Below are 13,914 nucleotides of genomic sequence, written 5' to 3'. Positions count from 1 at the left end.
ATAAAAATAAGAGTACTATGAAAACTGCATATTGTGCTTTTTAGCATAAATAAAAAACACCGGAATTTCGATTATTACGTAAGTTAAAAAAGTAAACCAAAACCAATTAACTTCAAATAGTAACCAGCTAAATTGCACGCCCGAGTTGTAATAAAGGCGAGATGCAATTAATAGCGTAATGCCTGTTGCAAATAAATCTTGTACCGATACCTTTTTAAAGCTGCTGCCTGCAAAGCGCGGATAAATAAACCCGTAGCCAAGCGTTATCATAATGATGACTAATAACAATAAATTCAGTTCAGGGGTCATAGTGGTTTATATTGCCTCGCATATTCTATTCGCTCTTGAGAGCTTGGGTGCGTTGATAAATACTTTAACCAAGTATCATCAAGGGTCGCCTCTTGTGCTTTTAAACTATTTTCCAGTGCTTCAATTGCATCAGCAAAGTCGTGGTTAGAATATCCTAATTTTAAAAGATTTTTAATAGCATATTCATCGGCCTCTTGTTCCATATCTCGTGAAAACGCTTGTTGTAAAAAAGATGAACCAGAGCCAAGCACGACCTCTAATATCCCTTCTAAATCACCAAAAATAACTGCAAATACAACGGTGCTCGCTGCAGCTTGTGCTGCAAGGCGAATGCTGTGATGGTGCTGAACATGACCAATTTCATGAAGTAAAATAGCACGCAGGGCATCAGGTTCATTCTTTAATAGCTCAACAAGTTCGTCAGTCACAACAACCCGCCCATTAGGAAGAGCAAACGCATTAGCTGAAAAATAATCTGACTGATAAAAAGAGAGTCTAAATTTTGCACTGTCTAAATTGAGTGAGTTAAGCATTAAACGCCATTGCTGCTGTATTTCTGATTGCTTTTTAGTAGAAAGTTGAGAAGGTTCTAATGCGACTTTTTCTATCACACTGAGGGTGTGTTCCCCCATCGTTTCAATTGTCGAGGTAGGTGCTAAATTAACGCTATAAACGGCTGCTGACGGTATTAAGCGATACAAAATTAACCAAAGCAATAGGGGAATTAGCAGGACCGATGCAACAATAAGAATCTTATTTTTTTCTAAGCGTTCACTCAGTCCATGCTTTTTAAGCGCGAATGGCCACCTAAATTCTACATCTTGAGGAATAAATCGACCACCGTTAGCAAAAATTAACTCAGACGCCATGCCCGGTAGCGGACTATCAAGCTGGCAATCGTCTAAAGTTGATGAAAGTAACGTCGTATTCTCAGAGTCAACAAGTGTTATTTGCTCATCGGAAAGGTGTGTATAGCTTTTAATATGTTGGCTGCTATTAGGGTAATAATAACAGCCAAAAATAGGATAATTACCCATTAGGTGAGTGAAATATCAATATCAAACACATTGGCAGCTTCTTCAGCAAATGATGACTGCTCATTTTGTGCCACATCAATCAACGAAAGTGCACCGCTATAAATAGTGACGTCAGTAACCGATGCTAACAGCTTTGCTCTACGTACTTTAGCCCACGGGTAGGCAAGTCCTAAGGTAAAAATAATTGCCAGTACATTGGTAAATAGTAAAATTGCATAGTCAATGGCTTTTAAGTTCGATTCAAAGGTAGCGACCTCTGTAAATTCGCTGTTATTAAAAATATGATTTCTAATAAGCGAATGGTAAACAGCGCCTACCAGTGTTAAAAACGCAACATACAACACAGCAATTAATAGCGGCACTACAATTGTCGAAAGGCTAAAGTTTTGTGTGTTTAAGTTATCGATAGTTAAGGCACTTGCACCAGCAAAGAAGCCAAAAATAACTAAGCCACCTATTGCAACTCCTAGGGTAATAAGTGCTGCGATATAATAGCGTTCGCCCTGAAGATTTACTGTAAGTGGTTTATTTCCATAGCTGATGTTTTCATGCATATATTGATCAATTCGCTTTAATACATACGGCAGCAATAGGTGTAATGTGAATACACTTGCAATAGGCAATAAAACAAAGTTAATAAATGCATCGCCGTAATTACCTGAAAAGGCAAAGCGCACATTACGATGGCGAGTCATACGCATATTAAAACGCAGACCTTGGTTGATGATCCACGGCAATAAAAATAAAAAGCCAATAGCAAATAAAAGGCCTATCGCCGGTGCGAGGCTGCTAAGTAAGGTGTAAATTAAAAATGCGATGACCGCTAAAATGCGCCCTTTTAAAATTTGTATCGGGGTCGCTAGATAGTCAAAGCTATGGCCGTCGATACACGTATGACCGTAAAAATAACGGTAGGTGCGCACTTTTGCCCATGCCGAATAAATTCCGAGAGTAATAATACTCAGCAGTATATTAACAATCCATATACCAAAAAATTCGCCGGCTTTGCCGCTAAATTGTACTTTACCGCTAAAAATAGCAGGGGGTGTTTGATTTGACTCAGATGAAGTTGGGTGTATTGATTCCATTTAAAAAAAGTCCTTGTAATTTTTTGTAAATTTACCCTTTTTAGAGAATAAAAACAATCTTTATGATTAGCTAGCTTATTGTAAGTAGGCTAATTTTATTGCTTTTACTGTTTATGGGGCTGCACTTTAAGTCACCTCTGGTATACTGTGCAGATAATTTAACGGGACTGTCATGATTTCAAAAAACCAACTTAAACTAATTCGCCAGCTTGGCCAAAAAAAGTATCGCAAGCAACTTAATCAATATCTTGTACAAGGCGAAAAAAACGTACTGGAGTTATTAAATAGCCCATTAAAAGTAACCGATGTGTTTGCAACGCAAAACTTTATTGATACTAACCAAGCGGCATACCCCAATACGCATTTTATTGTTGCTGATGAAGAGCAGTTAACAAAGGTAAGTACTTTAGTCAGTAATAATGCGGCGATTGCCATTGTTGATATGCCAAGCACCACATTACCCGATGAAAGCAGCTTAATATTGGCCTTAGATGGCGTATCTGATCCTGGGAATTTAGGTACCATCATTCGCGTGGCTGATTGGTACGGTATAAAACATATTGTTGCTAGCACTGACAGTGCCGATCCGTATAACCCAAAAACAATTAGCGCCACAATGGGGTCGTTCGTTCGCGTATCGGTAAGCCAAGTTGAATTGCCTGAATACTTATCTACATTAAATATGCCTATTTATGGTGCATTTTTAGATGGCCAAAGTGTGCATAGCACTAAATTTAGTGGCCAAGGTGTATTGCTTATGGGCAGTGAATCACATGGAATACGCCAGCAGTGTGCCGCGCTTGTGAGTAATAAAATTACTATTCCCGCCTTTGGCGGTGCTGAATCGCTTAACGTGGCAATGGCAACGGGCATTATTTTAGATAACTTTAAACGCCAAGCTTAACCTTTTGCCTAAAAATAGGTTAAATTGTAAAAACTAACAAAAATAATAAAAATTGGTAAAACAAACAGATGCGCTTAAGCACTATAAAATTAGCGGGCTTTAAATCCTTTGTAGAGCCCACTAAAATTCCATTTCCGGATCAAATGACGTGTGTTGTCGGCCCTAATGGCTGTGGCAAATCGAACGTGATTGATGCGGTGCGATGGGTGCTTGGTGAAAGCTCAGCTAAAAATTTACGTGGCGATGCCATGACAGATGTTATTTTTAATGGCTCCACTAACCGCAAGCCCATCTCACAAGCTTCTGTTGAACTCATATTTGATAATACCCAAGGTAAATTACCTAATACCTTTGCTGATCGTAACCAAGTGGCTATTAAGCGTTTGGTAACTCGCGATGGCCAATCGCTGTACTTTTTAAATGGAAGCAAATGCCGCAAACGTGATATTACCGACATATTTTTAGGCACGGGGCTTGGGCCGCGAAGCTACGCTATTATTGAACAAGGGATGATCTCACGTTTAATAGAGAGCAAACCGCAAGAGCTACGTGTTTTCTTAGAAGAAGCCGCAGGGGTCTCTAAATACAAAGAGCGCCGCCGTGAAACACAAACACGCATAAAAAGCACCCGAGAAAACCTAGAGCGACTCCTCGATGTTCGCCAAGAGCTACAAAATCAACTCGATAAACTGGCGGTACAATCGGTTGAGGCTAAAAAATACCGCGAATTTAAAACCCAGGAACGCACCTTAAAGGGGCAAATAGCGGTATTAAAATGGCAAAAGCTGCATCAGCAACAGCTTGATAAAAGTGCGCAAATCAAAAAGCTGGATGAACAAATCAGCTTTTTTAAAACGGCGCATTCAGGCCATGATGATGTTCTGGCAAGTCTTGAAGCTCAAGTACAAGTTCAGCAAGATAAACTTAATGATGCACAGCAACAGCAGCACCATACACATACAGAATTGACTCGCAGTGAACAGCAGCAAATTAGCATTAAACAACAAACGCTGTCACTGAAACAAAATTTAGCCAAGTTAGAGCAACAAAAAAATCAAAGTGAAGAAGTCAAAACGCAGCAACAAAGTCTCTGCCAAGAGTTAGATGACAGCTTACAACAGGCTGTAGAGCATAACTTAATGTGTAGCGAGCAGGTTATAGAGCTTACCGATGAGGTTAATCGGCTGCTGGAGATTAAAAATATCGACACATCACAGTGGCAATCGCTAACAGAAGATTATCAACAATTGCATAATCAGCAGTTAGCGCATACCAACGCAGTAAAACATACAGAACAGAAAATCAGTTATGTTAAGCAACAACTAACGCAGCTTGATGAGCAAATAGATGAGTTAAAACGCAGTGAGATAGAGCAGCAATTAACTCAGCAACAACAGCACAGACAAGCCCTGACTGAGCAGCTAGCGAAAGCGCAAACGGCTCACAGTAAAGGCCAAACTGCGCAAACTGCTCAGCAGCAACAGCTAGATGATGCACAGCAAGATTGGCAGCATTTATCTCAGCAAGTAAATGAATTAAAAGCCGGTATAGCGGGGCTACAAACTACTCTTGGGCTTGAAAAAAGCAGCGATGAAAGTTTAACCTTATTTAAGCAGTTAACTGTTCAGTCGGGTTATGAGTTTTTAGTCGAGCAGGCGCTGTCATCACTTGAGCATATTCATATATCACAAGGTAAAGCAGAAAATAGCACGTGGGAAATTGCATCGCAGTCTGCAGCTAAGCACAGTATTGCCGCGTTTATTACCTCAGGCGTGTATCCTGAGTTATTAAATCATATTTCTTATGATGAAGCCGGTGATATAAGCGCACTTAACGACAATAGTTATATTGCGGTTATAGATAAGCAAGGGGCATTACACGGTCGAAACTGGCATGTAAGTGGCGATAAAAATGCAGAAAATTCCTTATTATTAATGCACAAAAAACTCAAGCAGCAAGAAACCTTACTTGAGCAACAACAACAGGTATTGACGAACGCACACTCCACACTTGAAGATCATCAAGCGCAAGCTGCATTAATAACCGAGCAGCAAAACGAGCGAAAAGACACTATTCATCAATTAGCACAACAGTTAGCCGTAGCAACAACGCGTGGTGATATGCTTAAAGCGCAAGCTGATCAACATCTGCAGCAGGTGACGAAATTACAACAACAGCGTCAGCCTCTGCTAGAACAACAACAGCAGTTAAGCGAATTATTGAGCGAAGAGCTCGATAAAAATGAACAGCTTGCACAGCAGTTACAGGCCTTAGTTAAAGAGCTTAGCCAAGCAGACACCACACGCACAAATAGTGATGAGCGTTACAAACAAGCTATTAATAATGCAGAGCAATATAAAACACTAGCGCATCAAGCAAGCTTAAACGAACAAAAGGCACGCAGTGAGTGGCAACTTAGTCAAACAAAACTGAGTCATGCTGTACAGGCGCTTGCAACTGCTGCAGAGGGTGCGCAAGAGATAATAGAGCAGATTGAAGCGTTACTTATTCCTGAGCAAGAGCTTGCAGAGAGTATTGAGCAATTATTAGTACAGCACCAACAAGGCGAACAAACCCTTGTGGATACCCAGCAGCAGTTAGCTCAAGCAAAACAAGAATTACAAAACAAACAAGCGAGTTTAAAAAGTTCACAGACTGAGCTGGTGGCATTGCAAGAGCAGCATCAAAAACTGAGTATTGAAGAGCAAAGCTTACTAATAAAAGCGCAAGCGGTACTAGAGCCACTTAGTGAGCTTAATCAAAATTTAAAACAGGTATTAGCAGAGCTTCCTGCAGAGTTGTCATTAAATGCGGCGCAAAATCAACTTGCTGGAGTAAGTAATCAGCTAGAGCAATTAGGAGCCGTTAACCTTGCAGCCATTGATGAATTTGAACAAGCGAAGCAAAGAAGTGATTATTTAAATAATCAGCTGGACGATTTAACCCAAGCATTAACAGCTTTAGAAGGCGCTATTCATAAAATAGATCGTGAAACAAAAACGCGCTTTAAATCTACGTTTGATCAGGTAAATCACGATTTTGGCCAGCTTTTCCCCAAAGTGTTTGGCGGCGGCAGTGCTTACTTAGAATTAACCAGTGACGATTTACTCGAAAGTGGTGTTAGTATAATGGCAAGGCCACCAGGTAAAAAAAATTCGACAATTCATTTGTTAAGTGGTGGAGAAAAAGCGCTGAGCGCATTATCATTGGTGTTTTCTATATTCAGGCTCAATCCAGCTCCATTCTGTATGCTGGACGAGGTAGATGCCCCATTAGATGATGCCAATGTGGTTCGTTTTTGCCGTTTGGTTGAAGAAATGTCACAATCTGTGCAGTTTATTTATATTAGTCATAATAAAATTGCAATGGAAATGGCGGGTAGATTAACGGGTGTAACCATGGCAGAGCCCGGCGTGTCGCGCATGGTTGCTGTAGATATTGAACAAGCGGTGCAACTTGCACATGCATAATTTTATAGTCATTTGCTAGTTGTTTTGGGTAAAATGATGGCTGTTAGGCATATTAATAATAAAAGGTGAGGGGATGGCCGAAGAATTAAGATGGGTTTTAATTGTGATCAGTGTATTTGTCATTGGTGGCTTATTAATACACGGTTTGTGGTCAGTAAGAAAAAAAGAGAATGCTGAACTCCCTGCAAATGAGCGAGTCGAGCCTGTTCAAGAACAGCAGCCTTCATCTGTACATACTGAGCCACAAGAGCCAACGTTAGCGCAACGAGAAGAGCCACAAATGAGTGAGTTAAACTTCAGCGCTGATGAACCACAGATAGACGAAAGCCCAGTAAATACACCTATCGAGGATGACCTTGAAGTGGTAACAGAAGAAGCCGCAGACACACAACAAGATGCCCCTAAAGACGTTGCAGACTTTGTCATTGTGCATATTCAAATGCCAGAAGGGCTCACTATGCAAGGCAGTAAATTACTGCCTGCTGTTAACACGCTAGGTTTTAAATATTCAGAAGAAGGCTTTTTTAATCGCCATCTAGACCCTGCAGGCCAAGGGCCGGTGTTATTTAGACTGGTAAATATGTATAACCCTGGCACGTTCGATATTGATAATATGGAACAGTTTAGTACCGCAGGCGTGAGCTTATTTATGACTCTACCATGTGATGGCGATGGCCTTGCTGCGTTTAATATGCTGCACAGCGCCGCTAAGAAGCTAGCAGATGAATTTGGAGCTGAAATCTTGGATGCTGAGCGAAACGAAATGACGGTAGAGCGTATTCGTCAATATGTTGAGCAGGTTCGCGCATTTTCTGCGTAATATACGCATAAGTTAAATTTTGTAAGCCACTGGGCGTTCACTCGTCAAAGTGGCTTTTTTTATGTTTTTGAGGTCTACATGGCAAGCAGCATTAGTGAGCAAATTAATCATCTTCGTACCACGCTTGAGCAACACAATTATAGTTATTATGTGCTTGATACACCCAGCATACCCGATGCCGAATATGATCGCTTATTACGTACTTTGAGCGAATTAGAAACCCAGCACCCTGAGTTTTTAACCGCCGATTCACCTACTCAAAAAGTAGGTGGGGCGGCGCTTGCCAAGTTTGAGCAAGTAGCACACCAAGTGCCTATGTTGTCGCTTGATAACGCTTTTGGTGAAGACGAATTCAATGGTTTTAATCGTCGTATTAAAGAGCGTTTAATGAGCACCGACGAGCTTACATTTTGCTGTGAGCCTAAACTGGATGGCTTAGCGGTATCGATTATTTATCGCGATGGGGTATTAGTGCAAGCAGCAACTCGTGGCGATGGTTTTACTGGCGAAAATATTACTCAAAATGTAAAAACAATTCGCAATGTGCCATTAAAATTGCGCGGTGATGATTACCCTCGTGAACTTGAAGTGCGCGGTGAGGTATTTATGGATAGCGCGGGCTTTGAAAAATTAAATGCAGAGGCAGAAAAACGTGGCGATAAAATCTTTGTTAATCCACGTAATGCGGCGGCAGGAAGTTTACGCCAGCTCGACTCAAAAATTACCGCAAAACGGCCATTGATGTTTTATGCCTACAGCACCGGATTAGTTGCCGATGGCACCTTACCTGAAGATCACTATCAGCAACTTGCTAAGCTTACCGATTGGGGATTACCGCTGTGTCCAGAAACCAAATTAGTTGAAGGCCCAAAGGCTGCGCTTGCCTATTACAATGACATTTTAACGCGTCGTAGCGAGCTAAAATATGAAATAGATGGCGTAGTAATAAAGGTAAATAAAAAAGCCTTACAAGAGCGCTTAGGCTTTGTAGCTCGTGCACCGCGTTGGGCAATCGCTTATAAATTTCCGGCGCAAGAAGAAATAACGCAATTATTAGATGTTGAATTTCAAGTAGGGCGCACAGGGGCAATTACTCCCGTAGCACGACTAGAGCCGGTATTTGTTGGGGGTGTTACGGTATCAAATGCAACGCTGCATAATGCCGACGAAATAGCTCGTTTAGGCGTTAAAGTGGGTGATACTGTGATTATTCGCCGCGCAGGGGATGTTATCCCGCAAATTACTCAAGTGGTACTTGAGCAACGCCCAAGCGATGCAAAAGAGATTGTGTTTCCAACTATGTGCCCCATTTGTGACTCGCATATTGAACGGGTTGAAGGTGAAGCCGTTGCACGTTGTACCGGTGGTTTAGTATGCCAAGCACAGCGTAAGCAAGCGATTAAGCATTTTGCATCGCGTAAGGCATTAGATATTGACGGCTTGGGCGACAAAATTGTTGATCAATTAGTTGACCGAGAGCTGATCAAAACCCCCGCTGATTTATTTATTTTAAAGCAGGGACATTTTGAATCACTTGAACGAATGGGGCCTAAATCAGCTAAAAATTTAGTTGCGGCGCTTGATGATGCTAAAACCACTACCTTAGCAAAATTTTTATATTCACTGGGTATTCGTGAAGTCGGTGAGGCAACCGCGCAAAACTTAGCTAATCATTTTTTAACGCTTGAAAACGTAATCGATGCCAGCATTGAACAGCTGATTGAAGTAAGCGATGTAGGTGAAATAGTGGCAAAGCACGTGCGTGGCTTTTTTACTGAAGAGCATAATTTAACCGTGGTGAACGAATTAATAGCCCAAGGCATTAACTGGCCACAGTTAACAGCGCCATCAGAGCAAGAACAGCCGCTAGCGGGTTTAACTTATGTGCTAACTGGGACGCTTAATACGCTTAATCGCAATGATGCGAAAGCGCGCCTACAACAATTAGGTGCCAAGGTATCTGGCAGTGTTTCAGCCAAAACGGATGCGCTAGTGGCGGGCGAAAAAGCCGGCTCTAAACTAACTAAAGCGCAAGAACTCGGTATAGAAATACTGACAGAGGATGATTTAATTACTTTGTTAGAGACTCATAATGGCTAGTTTTACAAATATACTTAATACCTTGTTAATTGACCTAGGCCAGTGGCTGCAAGGCTATTTGTCGCATTTATCATTGCTTTTGATGGTGTGCTTAGTGTCGCTTTATGCGGATGACATTTTAAAGCTCACCAAAGGCGTGGTAGCTAGGCGTCACTTTATTATAAGAGTGGCATGTTTTGTGTTGATCACCGCGTTTGGGTTTGGTTTATTAGTGGTGTGGTTAAGCCCACTGCTAACTAAAGCCTTACTGTTTTTTGGTACTAAGTGGTTAGGGCTCACATTATTAGCTGCATTTTTTATTTTGGGCACTATTGCCGATAGGAAAAACCAGTTGTGAGCCGTTATGGACCTGAATACTGGGATAAATATGGTAGCTATCGTACACCAATAGCGTTTCATTTGAGTATTTTAGTGTTACTGCGGGCCTATTTTATTTGGGTGATTGCCGCGCTGAGCCGTCGTCCTGAACTTGATCTAATGTCATTGTTTTTTAAATCAAAAAATGATTTTTTTATTGCCATAGCAATTGGAGCCGTGGCAATTGTACCCACTATTTTGTTTTGTTTACGCAGACCCAGAGACTCGCATCAAGCTACGAAACGGTTAGCGCGTATTTGGCGATACATGCGTTGGCCGCTTATTGCTTGCGCGCTAATAGACTTGTCGTGGTTAAGTATCCAGGCGGCCCATAGTCATTATCGCTTTTCACTGTTTTTAGCCATACAAATGGTGATTGTATTGTGGGTATTGTGGTATTTGGCAAAAAGTCGTTATTTAAGTGTTTTTTTTAGTGATTGGCCCGAGCCGACAGAACAAGCAACCGATAAAAAGTAAGAGATTATGCACACTATTAATAAAAAAATAGCGCAAGTAGTGGCCTTTATAGGGCTGATTCTTATCTGCGTTGGCTATTTTTTATCATTAGGCGAACATATTTGGTTTAAAGGGATATTGCTATTGTGGATAGTGGTATTTTGTTCGTGCTGTTACCGGTTAACGCCGTTATTTAAAATGCGTAACCCGCTGCGTAACTTTATTCAGCGTGATGCGCAGCATTTGTTTGTTTTTAGTTTAACCGGGTTGTTTGATAAAAAGAATGGTCCGCATTGGTTAGTCATCAGCAATATTGAGTCAATAGAGATAAAAAACGATGAGCTAATAGTGCATAGTAATAATGACAGACAATTAAGCGTGAGTATTCCTGGTAGTCAAGCTCAATTACACGCTTATGTAAGCCGTATACTTACAGCAACAGAGAAGCACCGTATAGTGTTTAAATAGCGTTGATCGTGGTATTAGCCACGGACGTAATGATAGGCTGTCAGCCCATGATTGTGGCTTAGTATGAAGCAAATTAATAACGCAATGAGGTTGTTATGTTGAAATGGAACGATATTGTTAATTTTGCCAACCATGGCAATCCGACACCGGTTCAAAAAGTAGTTAAAACAGATCAGCAATGGCGTGAACTGTTAAACGAAGAGCAATATTACGTGACCCGTAAAAAAGGCACAGAGCGACCAAATAGTTCAACTAGTTGCACACTATTAGAACCGGGAAAGTACGTATGTGTGTGTTGTGACAACCTACTGTTTGATGCGGATGAAAAGTTTGATAGTGGCACAGGATGGCCTTCATTTACACAACCTGCAATGGTTGATGCGATAGGGTATGTAATGGATAACAGCCATGGCATGGAGCGAGTTGAGGTTGTTTGTAATGTGTGTGATGCGCACTTAGGGCATATTTTCCCTGATGGCCCACTTCCTTCAGGCTTGCGCTACTGTGTAAACGCACTGGCAATGAAAAAGCTCTAGGGCCTGTTGGCCTTTCAAGGTTAAATTTGCAGCAGTCTGTTTGGTATTTAGGCAAGGCAGAGCCTATGTGGTGTGGTTATTCCCCATAAATGGGCGATAACGTAGCATCAATTCCAAACAGGCGCTGCCCAAAGGGTTCTGCCAAGGGACGATTAACTCTTTGTTGCCTACATGGATGTAGGTAAGGGGCGTGAGCAGGACGCGGAAGCTTTGCTCGGCTTTTACTTATTTTTACATGGATGTAAGCCAGTAGAATAACGCAGGAGCAGTTATCGAGCCCACTAGGTTACAAACCTCACGCCGCGATTAAATCGTCCCTTGCTTGAACAAATTTTAATCCGCAAATGTCAACAGGCCCTAGCTAATCTCTAGTTTCATTTCTTTAGCAATCTGAAGTAGTTTATCGAACCGCTCTGATTGCTCTTCTGCTAAGGGGGATTTTTTTAATAGTTTAAAGCACTTTTGAGCCAATAGACTATTGAAAGAGCCCCCCTGTTTTTTTGATTTATCCACTAAACACTGCAGTAAATTAAGTGCGATACTTGGGTTGTGTGGCATGACCCTAAAGGCTTGACTAAATACCTCTAAAGCAACATTTAACTGGCCACGCTCAAACTGTTTAACTGCATGATTGTTAAGTTCCTTCGGCCCCATTTTAATATCACGTCTTTCACTTTGCTGTTGCTGTATATAACGCAAGTACGTCGCGTCGCTCCTACTTGGGTGGCGTTCGCAATGATCAATAATTTGACTAAATAGCGCTTGCGCCTTCTGATGAAAACCTAATTCATGTAATGCTTTTGCTTTATCTAGGGCACCATCGACTGAACGTATTTGAGTATCGCTGTCATCAAGTTGTTCAATTAACTGTTTCGCTTTTTTATGTTCATCTTTTAAATAATAAAGGCGTGCATTGAGCACATCGATTTGAGTTTGTGCATTACTGGTTGGGAATTGTGTTTTTAGCTCATTAATATATTTATTTGTTTGACGGGAGATTCTGTTTATTTGGTCAGTTTGATCTGTGGTTAGTGCAAAATCAATCCCAGCACGAGCCGCATTTAAATAAATGTCTGGGCTATCATGTATAGAGTACTTAGCGTAGTTCGCAATATCTTTTTGAGTTAAGTAGCTGGTTTCATAATCTCTATTAATGAGCGATACGCTGTTCAGTGACTTTTGACGGTCAATATTACGCGGGGCAATATGGGCTGCTTGACTTAAAAACTCTTGAGCTAACTCAAACTGGTTTAGTTTTATTTCTAAACGCCCTAATAAGTCTAATGCAACTAGTCGTGTTTCATTACGTTCAAGCATTGTTTTAAGCATGCGTTGAGCTAAAATATGCTCATTGTTAGCAATTAAGGCTTCTACCAATCCTACTTTTGCCCATGCAAACTTTTGAATATTCAAAACTGATTTAAAAAAGTCTTTCGCTTCTTGGTTTTGTTTTAGCGCCAGTAAAATATTACCTTTTAATCTAAGCAGAATAGGGCTGTATTTATTACTTTTATCAAGCTGAGCATTAATTTGTTTTAATGCTTTAGACTGGTTATCGTCATCAATTAAAGTGTATATAGCTTTTAAGTCGCTTTTGCGTTTGAGAATACGCTCTATGCGCACTCTTAGCTCTTGTACAGAGAAAGGTTTTACTAAAAAGTCATCGGGTTGAAGTTCTAACACACTGTGAACTAACTCTCCGCTAGTTTCCGCAGATGTAAAAATAAACCCAGTAGAGTGTTTTATTAATGCTTTAGCGCGTAATTCTTCATAAAGCTGGTAGCCATCTTGGCGTTTGCTTAGATTAAAAGAGCAAATTACCAAGTCAAATTCTTCATGTAAGCATTGTTCTTTTGCCGCTAGAGCATGATCTGCAAAACGCATATGTCCAAAGCCAATTTTTTCGAGCGACTGTTTCATGTAGCTTTGAGCAAGTGGCTGCTCTTCTACAATCAGTATTTTTGCTTCATTAAAAATATTTTTAGACATTGGCTTAAGCGTAATTGAATTTAACACAGACTATAATCAACAGTTTAGACGCTTACAAGGTAATTTAAAGATTCGCCTCGAAGATGAGAGCTTATTAAGCAAATTAATTCTAAAGGTTTATATTTTTACCTTAAAAGAGCTAAAAACCCATTTAAAGTAAATGAATAGCACGCGTAATAAAGTAAGTTTAAACAAAATGATTTTGGAGATAATAAAACTCGAAAGATAAATTTTTGGTATGTGATTGGAATACTGATTTTTTGAAACCGAAGAATTACTTGGTAACGAATTTCTAAATGGTAATTAATACTGAACTTGAACTAAAAGAGTGGAGGATAATGAATATTAAAATGGAAGGTGGTACTGGAGGATTTAGATTT

General features: G+C 40.6%; 12 protein-coding genes. 8 read left to right on the top strand and 4 right to left on the bottom strand.

The window, feature by feature from the left end:
• Positions 1 to 15: 15 nt before the first annotated feature.
• Genes ACTRWE_RS11115 through ACTRWE_RS11105 form a run of 3 tightly spaced genes read right to left on the bottom strand, consistent with a single transcriptional unit; the run spans position 16 to position 2,434 of the window.
• Positions 16 to 309, bottom strand: a complete 294-nt coding sequence (locus tag ACTRWE_RS11115) for a hypothetical protein (RefSeq protein WP_013465309.1) — start codon at positions 307 to 309, stop codon at positions 16 to 18.
• The gene (locus tag ACTRWE_RS11110; protein ID WP_462880012.1) at positions 306 to 1,346 is read right to left on the bottom strand and encodes a M48 family metallopeptidase; all 1,041 of its coding nucleotides are present in this window, start codon (positions 1,344 to 1,346) and stop codon (positions 306 to 308) included. The genes ACTRWE_RS11115 and ACTRWE_RS11110 overlap by 4 nt, the downstream gene beginning before the upstream one ends.
• Positions 1,346 to 2,434 (bottom strand): YjgN family protein, encoded by a 1,089-nt coding sequence (locus ACTRWE_RS11105; protein WP_462880011.1) that lies wholly within the window; start codon positions 2,432 to 2,434, stop codon positions 1,346 to 1,348. The genes ACTRWE_RS11110 and ACTRWE_RS11105 overlap by 1 nt, the downstream gene beginning before the upstream one ends.
• A gap of 172 nt (positions 2,435 to 2,606) precedes the next feature.
• Here ACTRWE_RS11105 and ACTRWE_RS11100 point away from each other — a divergent pair, with 172 nt between their 5' ends.
• The 8 genes from ACTRWE_RS11100 to msrB all read left to right on the top strand — a co-directional run bounded on the left by ACTRWE_RS11100 (position 2,607) and on the right by msrB (position 11,545).
• The gene (locus ACTRWE_RS11100; RefSeq protein WP_462880010.1) at positions 2,607 to 3,338 is read left to right on the top strand and encodes a TrmH family RNA methyltransferase; all 732 of its coding nucleotides are present in this window, start codon (positions 2,607 to 2,609) and stop codon (positions 3,336 to 3,338) included.
• A gap of 68 nt (positions 3,339 to 3,406) precedes the next feature.
• Positions 3,407 to 6,808, top strand: a complete 3,402-nt coding sequence (locus tag ACTRWE_RS11095) for a chromosome segregation SMC family protein (RefSeq protein ID WP_462880009.1) — start codon at positions 3,407 to 3,409, stop codon at positions 6,806 to 6,808.
• A gap of 73 nt (positions 6,809 to 6,881) precedes the next feature.
• Positions 6,882 to 7,628 (top strand): cell division protein ZipA, encoded by a 747-nt coding sequence (gene zipA, locus ACTRWE_RS11090; RefSeq protein WP_462880008.1) that lies wholly within the window; start codon positions 6,882 to 6,884, stop codon positions 7,626 to 7,628.
• A gap of 78 nt (positions 7,629 to 7,706) precedes the next feature.
• The gene (ligA, locus tag ACTRWE_RS11085; protein ID WP_462880007.1) at positions 7,707 to 9,728 is read left to right on the top strand and encodes an NAD-dependent DNA ligase LigA; all 2,022 of its coding nucleotides are present in this window, start codon (positions 7,707 to 7,709) and stop codon (positions 9,726 to 9,728) included.
• A complete protein-coding gene (locus ACTRWE_RS11080; protein ID WP_028834947.1) occupies positions 9,721 to 10,065 on the top strand; it encodes a DUF3392 family protein in 345 nt (114 codons plus the stop codon). Before ligA ends, ACTRWE_RS11080 begins: the two co-directional genes overlap by 8 nt.
• Positions 10,062 to 10,562, top strand: a complete 501-nt coding sequence (locus tag ACTRWE_RS11075) for a DUF2919 domain-containing protein (RefSeq protein WP_462880005.1) — start codon at positions 10,062 to 10,064, stop codon at positions 10,560 to 10,562. The genes ACTRWE_RS11080 and ACTRWE_RS11075 overlap by 4 nt, the downstream gene beginning before the upstream one ends.
• Positions 10,563 to 10,568: 6 nt before the next feature.
• Positions 10,569 to 11,009: a hypothetical protein gene (locus ACTRWE_RS11070; protein ID WP_462880004.1), complete on the top strand. Its 441-nt coding sequence runs from the start codon at positions 10,569 to 10,571 to the stop codon at positions 11,007 to 11,009.
• 95 nt (positions 11,010 to 11,104) lie between these two features.
• Positions 11,105 to 11,545 (top strand): peptide-methionine (R)-S-oxide reductase MsrB, encoded by a 441-nt coding sequence (gene msrB / locus ACTRWE_RS11065; protein WP_462880003.1) that lies wholly within the window; start codon positions 11,105 to 11,107, stop codon positions 11,543 to 11,545.
• 357 nt (positions 11,546 to 11,902) lie between these two features.
• Here msrB and ACTRWE_RS11060 read toward each other — a convergent pair whose 3' ends face one another.
• The gene (locus tag ACTRWE_RS11060; protein ID WP_462880002.1) at positions 11,903 to 13,534 is read right to left on the bottom strand and encodes a response regulator; all 1,632 of its coding nucleotides are present in this window, start codon (positions 13,532 to 13,534) and stop codon (positions 11,903 to 11,905) included.
• Positions 13,535 to 13,914 lie beyond the last annotated feature (380 nt).

The organism is Pseudoalteromonas sp. G5_S1_54_S4 (genome assembly GCF_054968565.1).
The sequence above is the reverse complement of the archived record's forward strand: the minus strand, read 5'-3'. Positions and strand labels throughout refer to the sequence as shown.